The organism is Actinomadura scrupuli (assembly GCF_050971785.1).
GTDB lineage: Bacteria > Actinomycetota > Actinomycetes > Streptosporangiales > Streptosporangiaceae > Actinomadura_E > Actinomadura_E scrupuli.
The window spans coordinates 532,133-546,810 of sequence record NZ_JBPCCU010000002.1; the positions used below are offsets into that span (position 1 = coordinate 532,133).

Sequence of the window (14,678 nt, forward strand, 5' to 3'; positions counted from 1 at the left end):
CCATGCCGATCTCCATCATGGCGGTGGCGGGCGCGGTTCTCGCGGCGCTGCTGCTCGCAGACGTGCTGAGCGCGGCACTGCGTCCGCTCGCGTTACGGCGGGGCTTCACCGACCGTCCCGACCTGCACAAGAAGGTGCACGCGCGACCGACGCCCTACCTCGGCGGTATCGCGATCGCCGTCGGGACGCTGCTCCCGGCCTCCGCCCTCGTCCCGCACTGGGACGTGCGCATCGGCGTGGTCATCGTCGCGAGCGCGGCCGTCGCCCTGCTCGGCCTGGTCGACGACATCAAACCCCTGGACCCGAGGACGCGGCTGCTGGTCGAAGGCTGCGCCGCGACCGCGGTGGTCCTCGTCGGCGGACGCATCGCGGTGGCCGGCAACTGGGTGGATCCGGTGCTGACGGTCGTCTGGATCGTGGTGCTCACCAACTCGTTCAACCTCCTCGACAACATGGACGGCGCGGCCTCCACCGTGGGGTTCGTGACGGCCGGCTTCCTGGCGGGGGTCGCGTACCTGGCCGGTCAGGCCGGGCTCACGCTGCTGCTCCTGGCGCTGTCCGCCGGATGCCTCGGTTTCCTCATCCACAACTGGGTGCCGGCGCGCATGTTCATGGGCGACGCCGGTTCACTGTTCATCGGCTTCGTCATCTCCTCGACGGCGGTCCTCATCCACGTGCCCAGCGGTGGGGTGGCCCGGGCCGCCGAGCTTCTGCTGGTCACCTTCATCGCCACCGTCGACACTTGCCTCGTCCTCATCTCACGGCGCCGGGCGGGGCGCTCCTGGTCGACCGGCGGCACCGACCACGTGTCACATCGCCTGCGGCGGCTGGGATGGAGCACCGGCCAGGTGACGATGACGTTCTTCGTCTGCACCGCCGCGTCGTGCCTGTGCGGCGTGCTCGTCGTCGAGGAGCATCTGTCCGGCCTGCGCACGCTCACCGGAGCCCTCACCATCGCGGCCACGCTGATCTGGCTGCTGCTGAAGGTCTCGGCGTACGCACTGCCGGACAAGAGCCCGTCCTGACCGCCCGCAGCCGGGGTCGCTCACAGACGCTCGACGGCGGCACCACGGCACCGGTTGCGCGTGTCGAAGACGTACCGGCTCGCCCGCTGGACCAGCTCGAAGTCGAAGTCATCGTGATCCGCGAGAACCACCACCGCGTCCGCGGCCCGCAGCTCGTGCTCCTCCAGATGAACGAGTCCGATGCCCTGCGGGACCCGCAACGGTTCCACGTGCGGGTCGACCGCTCGCACGTCCGCTCCCAGCTTGCGCAGCGCCTCGGCGACGGCGAGTGCCGGTGACTCGCGCAGGTCACCGGTGTTCTTCTTGTACGCCAGGCCGAGAAGCAGCACCCGGCTGCCGTTGACCGGCTTGGACCGGAGGTTCAGGCCCACCGTCACCCGGTGCACCACGTGATCGGGCATGTGGTCGTTGATGTCGTTGGCAAGCTCGACGAAGCGGAAGTTCCTGCCCAGGGCCAGCTTCACCCGCCAGGAGAGGTACGACGGGTCGATCGGCAGGCAGTGCCCGCCGACCCCCGGACCGGGATAGAAGGGCAGATAGCCGTACGGCTTCGTGGCCGCCATGTCGACGGTCTCCCAGATGTCGACGCCGAGCTGCTCGGCGAAGACCGCGAATTCATTGATCAACGCGATGTTGACGTGCCGGAACGTGTTCTCCAGCAACTTGGTCAGCTCGGCGATCTTGAGTGACGAGACCGGCACCGGCTTGTCGACGATCTGGGCGTAGAACTCCTGCACGGCGGCGAGCGAGGCGTCGTCCAGTCCAGAAACGATCTTCGGGGTGTTCTCCAGATGCCAGAGCCCGTTACCCGGATCGATGCGTTCCGGGCTGTAGCCCAGATGGAAGTCGCCGGGCGCGCGCAGACGGCTGCGCTCCTCCAGCAGCGGGAGCAGCACCTCCTCGGTCGTTCCCGGATAGGTCGTGGATTCCAGGATCACCAGGCATCCCGGCCGCAGATGCGCGCCGATGGACTGCCCGGCGCTCTCCACGTAGCTGAGATCCGGGATCCCTTCGCGGAGGGGCGTGGGCACCGTGATGACGCAGATGTCGAACCCCGCCGCGTCGCCGTAGTCGCAGCTCGGAAGGTAGCGGCCGGTCTTGAGCGCCGCGAGTAACCGATCCTGGTGAATGTCCTCGACATAGGACTCGCCGGCGCTGAGCCGCTTCACCCTCAGTTCGTCGATCTCCAGGCCCACCACATGGAAACCGGCCTCCACCGCTCGCAGGGCCAGGGGCAGTCCGACGTATCCTTGGCCGACGACGACCAGCCGCCTCATCATCGATGTCCCCGTTCACCTGAAAGGCGCGGCCACGAATACATGCCGGCAGCCCGCCGTCCGAATTCTGGATCCCAGATATAGCGCAGGCTTGGCCGCATAATCCTGCGGAACGGTAAATGCTCCCTAAAGCTAATTGAATACTCTGGGCGTCCCGTACGGCGGGTCCTCGCGGGCCGTGCCGCCGTCCGCCGCGGGTGTCATGCCGGTCGGCCACGCCCGTGCTTCCGGCCATCGCCCGGGAACGGGGGGTATTTGGATCATCCTGGTATGCCGTTGTCCTGGGCCTCTGCGGGTCCCGTGCTTTGGTGCGGGAATGTGGGGTAGGAGGTGACGGTGGGTGACCGTCTGTGGGCTCCGATGGTCACCCGGTTGAGGGTCTGCCGACGACGCCAGGCCCGGGTGGGGTGCTCGTGACGTCGTGGGGGCGTCACGAGCACCCCTGGCCGCCGGTCGCCCCGCCGGCTGGAGCACCCCCACTCCACCACCCGGAAATGTGAGCTTTGCCGAGTAGTCGGCGACGAAGGGCCGCCTTGTCGGCGGGAAGGCCCCATTTCCGGACTTGGCCTTTTCTGGCCTGCTCCCCTTGTCATTTCAATGTGCGTGGATGGCGTTTCGGTGAACGTATGCATAGCGTGCCATTAGAGGCCGAAGGCATTGCACAGGGATACTATTTGCGGCGAGGCGGTCGGCATACAAGAGTCTTGATTCCTGAGTCAGGCGTTCAAGTTCCGCATCGCCTCTCATATCCGCGTGAACATTGGATCAAAAAATGCGTAGACCTCTTTTCGTGCTGGCCGCCGGCCTCGGACTCGCCGGCGCGACCGCTCTTCCCGCGTCGGCCGCGGACACCAACGTCACGTTCTCGATCACGGCCGGTGCGCTTGCGATCAGCGCGCCGGGACCGGTGAACCTCGGCTCGGTGGTATCCGGTGCCACCAGCATCAACGGGCCGATCGGTCCCGTCACGGTGAACGACGATCGGGGCACCCTGAACGGCTCCTGGACCGCGACCGTCACCGGCACCGACTTCACCACCGGCGGGGCCACGCCCCCCGAGACCATCCCGAACATCAACCTCACCTATTCGCCGGGCGGGGCCACCGGCACGACGGGCACCGGGACGTTCACCTCCGGTCCGGGCGGCATCATCAACGTGCCGCGCGTCGCGTTCACCGGCACCGCGCTCGCGGGCGACAACTCTGCGACCTGGAACCCGACTCTCACGGTGAACATCCCGTCCGGGACCGTCGCGGGCACGTACAACGGCACCGTCACCCACTCGGTCGCCTAGCCGGGACCACGACGACAACGTGAGTCCTCGTCCCATCGTTCTGGCGCTACTGGTGGCCGGGGTTCTCGCCCCGGCCGCCGACGCGACCGGCGGGCCCGCCCTGGCGGCGGACCGGTCGCCCCGGAACGGCATCCAGATTCGCCTCGTCGACGCGCCGGTCAAGGCACGAGCCGACTCGCGGGCGTGGCGCTACATCATCGACCATCTCGCACCCGGTTCGGTGATCCATCGCAGGGTCGAGGTGTCCAACACGACGGGCTCGCCCAGGCACCTGTCCCTCTACCCGGCCGCGGGAGAGATCCGCGGCGGGAAGTTCCAGTTCGCCCCCGGTCGCACGCCCGACGAGTTGTCCACCTGGACCGCCATGAGCCACCGTGAGCTCACGCTGGGTCCGCACGCCCGCTCGATGGTCATGACGACCATCACCGTTCCGGACGACGCCGCCCCCGGCGAGCGGTACGCGGTGATCTGGGCCGAGACGGCCGCGCCGGCACCGCGCGGCGGAGGCGTCGCCGAGGTGAACCGGGTCGGCGTCCGCGTCTACCTCTCCGTCGGCCGCGGAAACCCGCCCCCCTCGGACTTCACCATCGACTCGATCACACCCCAGCGCTCGCCCGGCGGACAGCAGATCGTCGAGGCGCAGGTGCACAACACCGGCGGCCGGGCTCTCGACCTGGCGGGCGACATGAGGCTGACGCACGGCCCCGGGAGCCTGCGCGCGGGCCCGTTCAAGGTCCAGTCCGGTACGACGCTCCTTCCCGGCGACTCCCGGCCCGTCACCGTGGTGCTCGGCGAGCAGGTGCCGAACGGGCCGTGGCGTGCCCGCCTCCGGCTGGAGAGCGGGCTGACCAGGCGCACCGCCGAAGCGACCATCACGTTCCCGATCACCATGGGAACGGCGGACGCGGTCAAGGCGGAGACGGGCACGAACTACTACGGGCTGGCGGCCCTCGTCATCGTCGCGGCCCTCTGCGTCCTCCTGGCGGTCAGATTCCTGGGGAACCGGGGCTCCGGCTCGCGCCCGTGAAGCCGGTGCGGCCGGTGGAACGCGATGGAACGGGATGGAACGCCTTCAGGGTGAGGCGACCCGCGAACGTCCGCCGGTCCCGGGGGGAGGGTTCCCGGCGGACGTCGTGGGTCGCTTCGGCTCCGGGATCTCATGCCCGGAACGAGGCGCGAGCCGTACGCGGCGGGGAGCGCCCGCGATCCCCGGCGCCTTCGGCTCACCTGCCGGAAGGTGTTCCCCTGCCGGGCCGGAGGTGGCGCACCGCGGCGATCGCCTCCTTCTCGGCGATGCCCCGGGTGAGCGCGGAGAGGTAGGCGGCGGCCCTTTCCCTCGCGGGTCCGGGATCGGGATGCGCGTCGAGGCCTTGCCGGGCGCGGGGAAGCGCGTCGTGCATGGACGACAGTTCGTACTCGAGATCGGCCGCGGTCCGCAGGTGCTCGGGGGTGAACGCGAGGGTGGTCCAGCCGTCGTCCTGGCATGCGCGGCACCGCCGTGTGGTGTGCCCGCGCCGGCCGGCCAGCGCCGGGCCGCACTGGCACGGGAGCCAGCCGACGTCCACCCGTCCGGCGGTGAGCCGGTGACCGCCGGGGCAGAACGCGGGGGAGTACGGGTGGCCACCGGCGGGCCGGGCATCAGCGGAACGCATGGGACGGCACTTTAGCCGCTGCGGCCCGGGCATCCCGCGTTGACCTGGGCCTATCCGCCCGCCGAGGGGCCGCGACCCGCGGTGCGAACGCGGTCTCGGCCCGTGGGGACGGGCCCGTACGCCAGGGACATCGTGAACCGCCGAGGCCCGCCGCGCCAGGACAATCTTCGCCAGAGTCGACCGGCTCTGGCGGGCAGGGATGGACAGCGTTGAACTCCGCGGGCAGCCGACCTATTAACCCGGACAAACCGGCCGTACGCTGCGGCTCATGCGTACGCTACGACACGTCATGCTGACGGCCGCGCTCACGTTCCCCTTGATGGGCACGGCGACCGCCGCCTCGGCCGTCGCCTCCGATGACACCGCCGCCGGGACGGTCTTCTACCCCAACCCGGTCCAGCAACTCGGAGACCAGACGCTCACCGATCTCAAGGACGCCGACTACGCCGCGCTGCAACCGGCCTACCGCAAGGTGGTCCTCACCGATCTGGACGGGTCGGGGTCGCTGGCCGGACGCTACGTCGTGGTCAAGAGCGAGACGGGCAAGGCCGCGCAGGTCGTCAACGGTGACTTCCCCGCCTACCACCGTGACGCCGACCAGTTCGAACAGGTGATGGGCTACTACTGGGTGACCACCGCCCAGCACTACCTGCAGCACCTGGGGTTCGGCTCCACGCTGCGGCCGGTCAACCAGCGGCAGATCGAGCTGCGGATCAACCAGTACGGCGGAGACAACTCCTTCTTCCGGGATGACAAGGCGAACATCACCCTCGGTAAGGGAGGGGTGGACGACGCCGAGGACGCAGAGGTGATCGTGCACGAGTACGGCCACTCGGTGCAGGACGGGCAGGTGCCCGGGTTCGGCACGAACCTGGAATCCGGCTCCATCGGTGAGGCGTTCGGCGACTACCTGGCGGTCGCGGTCACCAGCTGGGCCGCCGGAACTCCGGCGAGGACCCCCGAGGCGTGTGTCGCCGACTGGGACTCGGTCTCCTACACCGGCACCACGCCGCACTGCCTGCGACGGCTGGACGGCACCAAGCACTACCCGGAGGACGTCCGCGGCGAGGTGCACGCCGACGGAGAGATCTGGTCGCGGGCGCTGTGGGACATCCGGCTGCGGCTCGGCGACACCAAGGCCGGTACGCTGATCATCGACGCCCAGTTCGACTTCGCGCCCGACACCTCCTTCCGTGCCGCCGCACAGGCCACCGTGGCCGCCGCCCAGCGCCTGTACGGCACCCAGGCGGCGCAGGCCACCCGAGCGGCGTTCGCCGACCGCGGCATCCTCTGACCTGGCGGTTCTCGTTCGGAACGGCACCCGGCCGGCCGCGGCCGAACCCGGAAGCGGGCGTCGGATCAACTCGGGACAGACGCCATCTTCCGTGCGGCCCCGTCACGATCGTGACGGGGCCGACAAATCTCCTCGGTCATTTTCGTTGATCAGGCCACCTGCCGGGGCGCGTGCGGCCTGGCAGCGTGGTGCCTCAGCACTCCGGTGGCATCGGCCATGGAGCGGCGTACGCGGGGATGAAGGGGTTGTTGATGGGAGACGGCATGAAGGCGGGCGCCTCGGTCACCGGGCTCGGGGCCACCACGCCACTGGGCGGGGATGTGGTCTCCACGTGGGCCGGCCTGCTGGAAGGGCGATCCGGCATCACCCTGATCGAGGAGGACTGGGCGGAGGGCCTGCCCGTGCGGATCGCCGGACGGCTGCGGGTGGACCCCGCCGAGGTGCTGGGCCGGGTGAAGGCCCGGCGGCTGGACCGCTGCCAGCAGGTGGCCCTCGTCGCCGCACGGGAGGCATGGGAGGACGCCGGGGCCCCCGACGTCGAGCCCGAGCGCCTGGCGGTGGTCATCGGCACCGGTGTCGGCGGAGTGCTGACCACGCTCGCCCAGGACGACCTGCTCGAGGCGTCCGGGGCGCGGAAGGTCTCGCCGTACACGGTCCCCATGCTCATGCCCAACGGACCCGCGGCCGTGGTCAGCATCGAGCTCGGCGCCCGCGGCGGCGCCCACACCCCGGTGAGCGCCTGCGCCTCCGGATCCGAGGCGATCGCGATGGGGCTGGACCTGATCCGCCTCGGCCGCGCCGACGTGGTGATCGCAGGCGGCGCCGAGGCGTGCGTGCACTCCCTGACCCTTGCCGGGTTCGCCCAGGCCAGAGCGCTGTCCAAGCGCAACGACGCCCCGCACGAGGCCTCCCGGCCCTTCGACACCGGGCGCGACGGGTTCGTGCTCGGCGAGGGGGCCGCCGTGGTAGTCCTGGAACGGGAGGGATTCGCCGCGGCCCGGGGCGCCCGGGTGCACGCCACGCTGGCCGGGGCGGGCACCACCTCCGACGCCCATCACATCACTTCCGCCGACGCGGCCGGGCAGGTGCGCGCGATGCGGCTGGCCCTGGCCTCGGCGGGGCTGGACCCGGTCGACGTCGGGCACGTGAACGCCCATGCCACCTCGACCCCGACCGGCGACCTGACCGAGGCCGGTTCGATCACCGAGGCGCTGGGGACGCATCCGGCGGTCACCGCCATCAAGTCGATGACCGGGCACCTGTGCGGGGCCGCCGGGGCGATGGGCGCGGTCGCCACGATCCTCGCCCTCCGCGACGGGGTGATCCCCGCCACCCTGAACCTGGACGACCTGGACCCCGCGGTCAAGCTCGACATCGTCACCGGGCGGCCGCGCCATGGCCGGTGGGAGGCGGCGGTGGCCAACTCCTTCGGCTTCGGCGGCCACAACGCGTCGCTGGCCTTCACCACCGCCTCCACGAGCGCACGAGAGCGGGGAGGCGTTCAGGGCTGAGGCCGGTCGTCCTGCGGGAGGAGGCGCGCCGGCCACCTCACCCGGCCCGGTTCGCCGGAGTCCGGGTGGGTGGCCGCTGGGATCGGTGTGCACCGGGCCTCAGCCCAGGTTCTTCCGCATGACGTCCCACTCTGTGCCGCACAGGCCGCAGGCCGGCCCGACGAACAGGCTCTTGGCGGTGGCGTCGCCCTTGAGGTGCCACTTGAGCCAGGCTGAGCCGACACGGCCGAACTCCCCGCCGTTGGGCTGGTCGTAGGTGGCGAAGTGGCCGACGTCGAGGTTGCCCATGAAGGCCGGCAGGCCGGAGGGGAGCCGCTGCCAGTCGTCCATCGCCCGCGCGGTGCTCAACCGGCTGGCGCGCAGGGGCGTGCTCGAATCGTCGAAGACGGGCCGGCGCACCGGCTACGGACTGTCGCGCCGGGTGCCGGAGGAGATGCGGCTCAGCCACGCGACCCGGCGCGCCATCCTGTTCGGCAACAGCTCCCCTCCGTGGGACGGGCTGTGGCGCATGGTGATCTTCTCGATGTCCGAGGACCAGCGGAATGTCCGGCGCACGGTCCGCGCGCGGCTGCGGTGGCTCGGCTTCGCGCCCCTGTTCGAGGGGGTCTGGATCTCACCCCATGGGATGGAGGAGGAGGCCGGGTCGTACCTCTCCGAGCTACGGATACGGACCTACGCCGTCATGACCGCCCAGGTCCTGCCGGGCATTCCGCAGGGGGTCGCTCCGCTCGACGCGTGGGATCTCGACAGCATCAGATCCGGGTACGACGAGTTCATCGCCGAATGGGAGGCGCTGGTCGGACGCGTGCGAGAAGGGGCCGTCGGCGCGGCGGAGGCCCTGCTGGCCCGCACCGAGCTCATGTACGACTGGATGCACTTCCCCAGCGTCGACCCCAGGTTGCCCGACGAGCTGCTTCCGGCGGACTGGCCCCGTCGGCGCGCGCACGAGATCTTCGCCGAGCTGTACGACTCGCTGGGCCCGCTCGCCGAGACACGCGTCCGGCAGATCGTCGCGCGTTTCTCGTCCGAGCTGGCCCCGCTCGTCCGGCACCACACCCATGCGGGCCTCGGCCCGCACGGCCGATGACACCCGAGACCGATGACGGGCCGATCCGCGAACGCCTGCCGGGCTGCGGCGCGGGTCAGCGGTTGTTGATCACCACCGGGACGTTGGGGGTCTTGCCGACGAGCCACAGGGCCGGGCTGCCCGGGACGGGAGTGCCGCCCGTGACGTGGCCGCCGCTCGGGACGGGGAGGGACACCCTGGTCCAGGCTCCGCCCTCCAGCCGGTAGAGCTCGCCCCAGAAGGACTGCAGGGCCCACATAGTGCCGTCGCCGGTGCGGATCAGCCGCTCGTTGGAGGGTGTGGTGGGGAATTCCTGCCAAGTCCGGCCATCCCAGCGCACGGAGACCTGCACGGTGCTGCTGCCGGTCCACTTACGGCCCGTGGCCCACACGTCGGTGTCGGTGAATGCCGTGACGCGCGTCCAGTTCACGCCGTCGAAGCCGGGGATCGTGCTCCAGCCGTGTCCGTCCCAATGCAGGAGGCCCCAGGTGGAGGCGGCCCAGGCCGAGTCGTCGGAGACCACCGAGATCTGATCGACGCCGATGCAGCAGGCGTCCGGGGCGCCAGCGTCCTGCTTGGTCCATTGCCCGTTCTGCCACCGGAAGAGGCCCGGGGCGCAGGAGAACCACGCGCCGGTGGAGTCGGCCGCCGGGCGCTGTGGCCGGCAGCCGCCCGGCCCGGGCACCTGCTGCCATCGGGTGCCGTCCCAGTGGGCGACGTAAGGCGCGCTCTTGCTGCTGTCGTGGGGATACAGCGTGCCCGTCACCCACACGTTGTCCGGAGAGACGGCGTCGATCTCCTGGGCCACGGCGTCCCCGCTGGTGCCCGGGAGATCGTAGGTGTTCCAGGACGTGCCGTTCCAGCGGACCACCATCGCCTTCGGCGGCACGACGTGGATGGTGCCGGCGCCCCAGCCCGGGACCGACCAGTCGATGCCCTGATAGCCCTGGTAGCCGGCCGCCCAGACATCGTTCGGGCCGGTGGCCGAGACGGCCTCCAGCCCACTGCGCGGCCACAGCCACGGGGTGGGCGCGGCCTGGAGCGGGCGCGGCTCGGCGGCTGTGGCCGGACCGCCGGCGAACAGACCGGCGGTGGCGATGACGGTCAGGACGGCGGCGATCCGGAGAGGCACGGCTGATCTCATCTGGTTCTCCCTGGGGCGAGGACGAGCATGGACGGCTTGGTCATGACTGCGGCGTGTGCTGCCTGTACCGGTGCGGTCGTCAGCGGCGGACGCGCCCCCAGCCGCCGGCCGACCTGGCGTCCGGACGCGGTCGTGGCCGCCCGTTCGCTGGTCGTACGGATCACGTGGTCGGCCATGGTGGCGGCTCCTGGCACGGGAATCTGCCGTCCGGTCGCGGGTATATGAACATTGATGTTCGTGTAACTGTACGGGTGACAGTACACAATCGCGGCGTTCTCAACCAGGTCGTGCGGCACAACCTGCGTACTGATCCGATGACTCTCCGTCTTGGCCCAGGTCCGATATGTATCACGCACTATGTGCCCAGTACGTCGTTCGGTAGAGGTTGTATTTCTTCGTAGCCAGAGGGCGGGTTTGTTGTGGTGCGAATAGTGGTGTCTGGTTATGATCATTTAGCGGCATGGGTCGGTCTTTGCTTTCACAGGTTTTCGTTGCCGTGCAGGGACCTGCCGCTCTCGATCACTGAATGTGTTCGAGTGGACGCGTAGTGATCAGATGGAGCGTGAATGGGTCAGGTCAATAAAAGGATGGCGGCGATATGTGGCATCGCTGCCGCCGTCGTCATCGGCAGCGCGAATCTGGCTATGCCGGCGAATGCCGAGGGTCGGCCGGCGGCCAAGTCGTCGCAGTGCCACGGGAAACCGCTACTTTCAGGTCTGTCGCTTCCTGCGGAGCGCATTCACTCAGGTGCGCGCACAAGCGGGACCGTACGCCTCAGTTGTGCATCGCGGCGTGCGACCACCGTGACGTTGACGTCCGGCGACGCGTCCTGGGTGGGCGTGCCAGCGACGGTGACGGTCCCCGCAGGAAAGGCGGAGGCCGGCTTCGACGTCCAGACATTTCAGCCGGACTACATCGACGCTGGTTTCACCGTGCCGATCACGGCGTCGCTGAACGCGAACACGGTCACACGGACACTCACGCTGCAGCCGGGGCTGAGGCGTATCGGCTTCGGAAACGGTACCGGTACGACAAGCCTCATCAGCGGCGATGGTTTCTCCCTCGACATCGGCCTGAACGGCAACGCGCCCGAAGGCGGCACCGTGGTCACGCTCGAGAGCGACAACACCGCCGTCCAGGTGCCTAAGTCGGTCACCATTCGGCAAGGCGGTTCGGGGATATCCGGCGGGTTCGGCAAGAGCACCCGGGTTCCCGAGGACGTTGTTGTGACGATCACGGCAAAACTTCCCGGCCAGATGTTGACGGCCACGCTCAACCTGCGCGCGTGGACCTACGACCCGGGGGCGTGGACCCTGAGCGGTCCCGAATCCATGTACGGCGGTGGCTTTTACTACCAGATGAGAGTCGAGCTGCCCAACCCTGTGCCGCACGGAGGAGTGAAGGTCTCGCTCACCTCGGACAACTCAAAGGTCATAACCTCGGAGCCGGTAGCCCTTCCGGAAGGTTGGACAGGTGCCGATTTCGAGATCTATGCCACCAGCGACATCGATGCCATGGTCACCCTGACCGCGACCATCGAAGGTGTCAGCACACGTACTCACCAGATTCACGTTCTGCCAGGCTTGAAGCAGTCCTTCGAGGGGATCCCCTGGCCGCTCACCGGTGGTCAAACATTCGAGGCGACGGTCAATCTGGGCACCGCGACAAGCCAGGATCTCGTCATCAAGCTGGAGAGCGACAACCCTGTGTTGCAGGTCCCGGCCGAAGTGGTCATCCCGGCCGGCCAGAGTTCGGCGACGTTCACCGTCACGACTACCGAGGTTGCGGATTTCCAGGCGGCCACTCTCACCGCCACCCTCGGTAATACCGTCATGAGCGAGACCATCTTCATCGAACCCGCCAACCCCTGACACCGGCAATCCATGTCGACCGCTGCGAGCGGTGGCGACCATGCTGACCGCCACCGCTCCGCTCGGCCCCGGCGTCGCTGCGCGATCCGGTCGAGCAGCGCATCGGTGCCCGGCAGATCCTCATCAGCGCCGCCGGCATCCGGCTCGTCCCTGCCGTGCTGCGAAACGTCTGGCCGGCCTAACTGGATCTCATGGCCCGGCTGGCCCGGCTGGCCCGGCTGGCCCGGCTGGCTCGGCTGCGGCTGCGCGAACGCCCGGGCGGCTGGCAGCGGGGGCGGTTCACCGTGACCAGCCAGCCTGAGGGCGGTGCCGATCTACGAGAAGGCGGCTGAGCGGTCCGGTCGGTGGCGGTCGGCGCGGGGCCGTACGCCGCGCGAAGCCGGCCGGCCGTCGAGGGCGCTCCGTCGGGAGCCCGCGTCGGGGCAGGTCAGTCGCAGCCCAGCGTGGCCGCGGTGGCCAGCAGGTCGGGGACGAGGGTGCGGTCTCCCTCGGCCCGGTGCGGGAACGTCTGCGGAGTCCGCCGGTTGGCGAGCAGGCGGCAGAACTCCTCCATGTCGGCGATGATCGTCACGTCGGGCCAGCCCGGCTCGTGGCCGGGCGCCAGCGGGATGGTCCATTCCCCGGGCGCGGGGCCGGTGAGCACCAGGCGCGCGGTCCGGTGCGGGTGGTGCCGGCCGGCGGCGCGCAGCGCGCCCGGCAGCAGGCCCACCCCCATTTCGGCGATGAGCCGCTGGTGCCCGGCGGGCGGCGGCTCGGTGGGCAGGCCCACCAGCACCCGGATGTCATCGCCGTGGGTCCAGGTCTCGAAGGTGCGCTGCAGCAGAGCGGTACGCGCCGACCCGTGCGCCGGGCGGGTGCCCGCAAGCCGTACCTGGCGATCCAGCAGCCGGGTGTCGGCGGACACGTCGCGCAGCACGGCCTGGGCCTGCTCGTGCCAGTCGGCGGCCAGCAGGTCGCCGACCGGGACGGGCGCGAGCCCTAGATCGGCCGCGAACGCCGAGTCGTTCTCGGCCAGGTGAACGATCAGGGCACGAACCGAGGGATAGCGCAGCAGGGGAGTGCTCCAGGTCGCGGGCGCGAGCGTGGCGAGGAGCCCGTTCAGCGCGGCGACCTGGCGGGTGTAGGCATCGGTGAGCCTTTCGCCCAGCCCGGCCGGCACGCCGGGACGCCGCCTGCGGAACGCGGCCGACAGCACCGTGCCGCGCAACGCCGGTGGAGGGGCCTGCTCCGCGACCGCCGCGAGCAGCGCCGCCTCGGTGCGCAGCCGGTCCGCTTCGGCGGAACAGGCATCGCAGGAGGCCACATGCTCAGCGATCCGGGACGACTCGCCGGCCGGGCACGCGTCGACCACCCACGCGGCGAGTGTTCCGTCCACGCTGGGGTGCGACTTCTCGCTCATTCGAACCTCCTCTCTGATGCTGACCCCCGCGGCTGCGGTTCGTCCAGTGCCGCCGGCGGCCGGGACCGGCTCATCAGGGGAACCCCTCCCGCTCCAGTTCCCGGCCGAGCCGGGCCAGCGCGCTGCGAATCCGCGACTTCGCCGTGCCTTCGGGAATGCTCAGCCGCGCGGCCACCTCCCGGTAGGTGTGTCCCTGGAAGTAGGCCATCTCCAGGACGGCCCGCAGCGGAGGGGGCAGCGCGACCAGCCGGCGCCGGACGATGTCGGCCAGTTCATTGGCCACCACGCTGTCCTCCACCTCCTCCGGGTGGTGATCGCGGTCGGCCGGTGCCGGCAGGTTCGCCCTGCTCTCCCGGCGCACCCAGTCGACCGCCCGCCGATGCGCGATCACGGCGAGGAAGGTCCGCAGCGAGCCCCGTTCCGGGTCGAAGAGGTGCGGGCGTTCCCACAGCGTGATGAACACTTCCTGAGCCACGTCGCGGGCGCCTTCCGCGTTGGCGGTCACGCGGGCGGCGAGACCGTAGACGAGCGGCGAGAACAGGTCGTAGACCTGCTCCAGCGCGGTCTCGTCACCCAGGGCGAGACGGCGGTGCAGCTCCTCGTCGCACATGCTCGCCGGCTCGGGCGCGTCCACCTGCGTCACCACCTGCCTCGGCCGGTTCCCCTGGCGGGCTCGATGTATGACACCCTCTCCGATTCGGTGAGCGCGGTCATGGCGATCGGCGTCGCCGGCCCATGTTGGCCGGACCCGGTCAGCATCCGGCCCGCCCGCCGGCGGGGCTGGTCCGGTCCGCCACCCGGTCGGCGTCTGGAACATCGTTGATCCTCTCCGCCCGCACCGCGGGCCGGCGACGGCTCCACCCTCTATTCGTCGCGGCGGCCGGTTTGGATGACCGCTCCTGCGACAAGGCGGCGGCCCGTGCTGTGGAAGGTGTACGCGGGCTGCATGGACGGCGACGAGGAGCGGATCAACCGCCTGGTCGAGAAGGCACTCGACACCTGATCCCGGCTGCGCTGAGGGGTCCCGGCTCATCCCGGGGCCCTTCACCTGTTGGCTCCGACTGGTTGTTCGCCTTGGTTACGGATGCCCGGCCAGGTTGTCTCCTACCTGCTGCTTGTCGGTGATCGCCGGTTCACCCCTGAGG

At 70.0% G+C, this 14,678-nt stretch carries 15 protein-coding genes; 8 read left to right on the forward strand and 7 right to left on the reverse strand.

The genetic code is table 11. The annotated features are described in order from the left end of the window. The first annotated feature begins 2 nt into the window (after window positions 1–2). The gene (locus ACRYCC_RS10125; protein ID WP_433810620.1) at window positions 3–1,025 is read left to right on the forward strand and encodes an MraY family glycosyltransferase; all 1,023 of its coding nucleotides are present in this window, start codon (window positions 3–5) and stop codon (window positions 1,023–1,025) included. 20 nt (window positions 1,026–1,045) lie between these two features. Here the strand turns inward: ACRYCC_RS10125 and ACRYCC_RS10130 are convergent, their stop codons facing one another. After that, a complete protein-coding gene (locus ACRYCC_RS10130; protein WP_433810621.1) occupies window positions 1,046–2,305 on the reverse strand; it encodes a nucleotide sugar dehydrogenase in 1,260 nt (419 codons plus the stop codon). A 769-nt stretch (window positions 2,306–3,074) separates the two neighbouring features. Here ACRYCC_RS10130 and ACRYCC_RS10135 point away from each other — a divergent pair. Then, window positions 3,075–3,596: a hypothetical protein gene (locus tag ACRYCC_RS10135; RefSeq protein ID WP_433810623.1), complete on the forward strand. Its 522-nt coding sequence runs from the start codon at window positions 3,075–3,077 to the stop codon at window positions 3,594–3,596. A 19-nt stretch (window positions 3,597–3,615) separates the two neighbouring features. Further along, on the forward strand, window positions 3,616–4,623 hold the full coding sequence (locus ACRYCC_RS10140; RefSeq protein ID WP_433810625.1) for a COG1361 family protein: 1,008 nt from the start codon (window positions 3,616–3,618) through the stop codon (window positions 4,621–4,623). A 196-nt stretch (window positions 4,624–4,819) separates the two neighbouring features. Here the strand turns inward: ACRYCC_RS10140 and ACRYCC_RS10145 are convergent, their stop codons facing one another. Beyond that, window positions 4,820–5,248: a hypothetical protein gene (locus ACRYCC_RS10145; protein ID WP_433810627.1), complete on the reverse strand. Its 429-nt coding sequence runs from the start codon at window positions 5,246–5,248 to the stop codon at window positions 4,820–4,822. A gap of 268 nt (window positions 5,249–5,516) precedes the next feature. Between ACRYCC_RS10145 and ACRYCC_RS10150 the strand changes: the two genes are divergently transcribed. Continuing rightward, window positions 5,517–6,542, forward strand: coding sequence for a M36 family metallopeptidase (locus ACRYCC_RS10150; RefSeq protein WP_433810629.1), 1,026 nt, complete (start codon window positions 5,517–5,519; stop codon window positions 6,540–6,542). Between the two features lie 251 nt (window positions 6,543–6,793). Next, window positions 6,794–8,053 carry a beta-ketoacyl-[acyl-carrier-protein] synthase family protein gene (locus tag ACRYCC_RS10155; protein WP_433810631.1) on the forward strand — a complete coding sequence of 420 codons (1,260 nt, stop codon included), beginning with the start codon at window positions 6,794–6,796 and terminating at the stop codon, window positions 8,051–8,053. A gap of 99 nt (window positions 8,054–8,152) precedes the next feature. Here ACRYCC_RS10155 and ACRYCC_RS10160 read toward each other — a convergent pair whose 3' ends face one another. Next, a complete protein-coding gene (locus ACRYCC_RS10160; protein WP_433810633.1) occupies window positions 8,153–8,383 on the reverse strand; it encodes a hypothetical protein in 231 nt (76 codons plus the stop codon). A gap of 10 nt (window positions 8,384–8,393) precedes the next feature. On the opposite strand from ACRYCC_RS10160, the gene ACRYCC_RS10165 reads away from it, so the two are divergent. Then, on the forward strand, window positions 8,394–9,140 hold the full coding sequence (locus ACRYCC_RS10165) for a PaaX family transcriptional regulator (protein ID WP_433810635.1): 747 nt from the start codon (window positions 8,394–8,396) through the stop codon (window positions 9,138–9,140). Window positions 9,141–9,195: 55 nt separating this feature from the next. Here the strand turns inward: ACRYCC_RS10165 and ACRYCC_RS10170 are convergent, their stop codons facing one another. Next, entirely contained in the window at window positions 9,196–10,263 is a 1,068-nt protein-coding gene (locus ACRYCC_RS10170; protein WP_433810637.1) for a hypothetical protein, read from the reverse strand. After that, window positions 10,260–10,439: a hypothetical protein gene (locus tag ACRYCC_RS10175; RefSeq protein WP_433810639.1), complete on the reverse strand. Its 180-nt coding sequence runs from the start codon at window positions 10,437–10,439 to the stop codon at window positions 10,260–10,262. Before ACRYCC_RS10175 ends, ACRYCC_RS10170 begins: the two co-directional genes overlap by 4 nt. Window positions 10,440–10,829: 390 nt before the next feature. On the opposite strand from ACRYCC_RS10175, the gene ACRYCC_RS10180 reads away from it, so the two are divergent. Beyond that, window positions 10,830–12,134: a hypothetical protein gene (locus ACRYCC_RS10180; protein WP_433810641.1), complete on the forward strand. Its 1,305-nt coding sequence runs from the start codon at window positions 10,830–10,832 to the stop codon at window positions 12,132–12,134. Window positions 12,135–12,325: 191 nt separating this feature from the next. Further along, window positions 12,326–12,466: a hypothetical protein gene (locus ACRYCC_RS10185; RefSeq protein ID WP_433810643.1), complete on the forward strand. Its 141-nt coding sequence runs from the start codon at window positions 12,326–12,328 to the stop codon at window positions 12,464–12,466. A gap of 95 nt (window positions 12,467–12,561) precedes the next feature. Here ACRYCC_RS10185 and ACRYCC_RS10190 read toward each other — a convergent pair whose 3' ends face one another. Next, window positions 12,562–13,533, reverse strand: a complete 972-nt coding sequence (locus ACRYCC_RS10190; protein ID WP_433810644.1) for a maleylpyruvate isomerase family mycothiol-dependent enzyme — start codon at window positions 13,531–13,533, stop codon at window positions 12,562–12,564. 73 nt (window positions 13,534–13,606) lie between these two features. After that, a complete protein-coding gene (locus ACRYCC_RS10195) occupies window positions 13,607–14,167 on the reverse strand; it encodes an RNA polymerase sigma factor (RefSeq protein ID WP_433810646.1) in 561 nt (186 codons plus the stop codon). Window positions 14,168–14,678: the final 511 nt, after the last annotated feature.

What these genes read in the sequence shown, in the direction of transcription:
- ACRYCC_RS10125 (WP_433810620.1), top strand. Translation starts at nt 3, where the DNA reads ATGCCGATCTCCATCATGGCGGTGGCGGGCGCGGTTCTCGCGGCGCTG.
- ACRYCC_RS10130 (WP_433810621.1), bottom strand. Translation starts at nt 2,305, where the DNA reads ATGATGAGGCGGCTGGTCGTCGTCGGCCAAGGATACGTCGGACTGCCC.
- ACRYCC_RS10135 (WP_433810623.1), top strand. Translation starts at nt 3,075, where the DNA reads ATGCGTAGACCTCTTTTCGTGCTGGCCGCCGGCCTCGGACTCGCCGGC.
- ACRYCC_RS10145 (WP_433810627.1), bottom strand. Translation starts at nt 5,248, where the DNA reads ATGCGTTCCGCTGATGCCCGGCCCGCCGGTGGCCACCCGTACTCCCCC.
- ACRYCC_RS10150 (WP_433810629.1), top strand. Translation starts at nt 5,517, where the DNA reads ATGCGTACGCTACGACACGTCATGCTGACGGCCGCGCTCACGTTCCCC.
- ACRYCC_RS10155 (WP_433810631.1), top strand. Translation starts at nt 6,794, where the DNA reads ATGGGAGACGGCATGAAGGCGGGCGCCTCGGTCACCGGGCTCGGGGCC.
- ACRYCC_RS10160 (WP_433810633.1), bottom strand. Translation starts at nt 8,383, where the DNA reads ATGGACGACTGGCAGCGGCTCCCCTCCGGCCTGCCGGCCTTCATGGGC.
- ACRYCC_RS10170 (WP_433810637.1), bottom strand. Translation starts at nt 10,263, where the DNA reads ATGAGATCAGCCGTGCCTCTCCGGATCGCCGCCGTCCTGACCGTCATC.
- ACRYCC_RS10175 (WP_433810639.1), bottom strand. Translation starts at nt 10,439, where the DNA reads ATGGCCGACCACGTGATCCGTACGACCAGCGAACGGGCGGCCACGACC.
- ACRYCC_RS10180 (WP_433810641.1), top strand. Translation starts at nt 10,830, where the DNA reads ATGGGTCAGGTCAATAAAAGGATGGCGGCGATATGTGGCATCGCTGCC.
- ACRYCC_RS10185 (WP_433810643.1), top strand. Translation starts at nt 12,326, where the DNA reads ATGGCCCGGCTGGCCCGGCTGGCCCGGCTGGCCCGGCTGGCTCGGCTG.
- ACRYCC_RS10190 (WP_433810644.1), bottom strand. Translation starts at nt 13,533, where the DNA reads ATGAGCGAGAAGTCGCACCCCAGCGTGGACGGAACACTCGCCGCGTGG.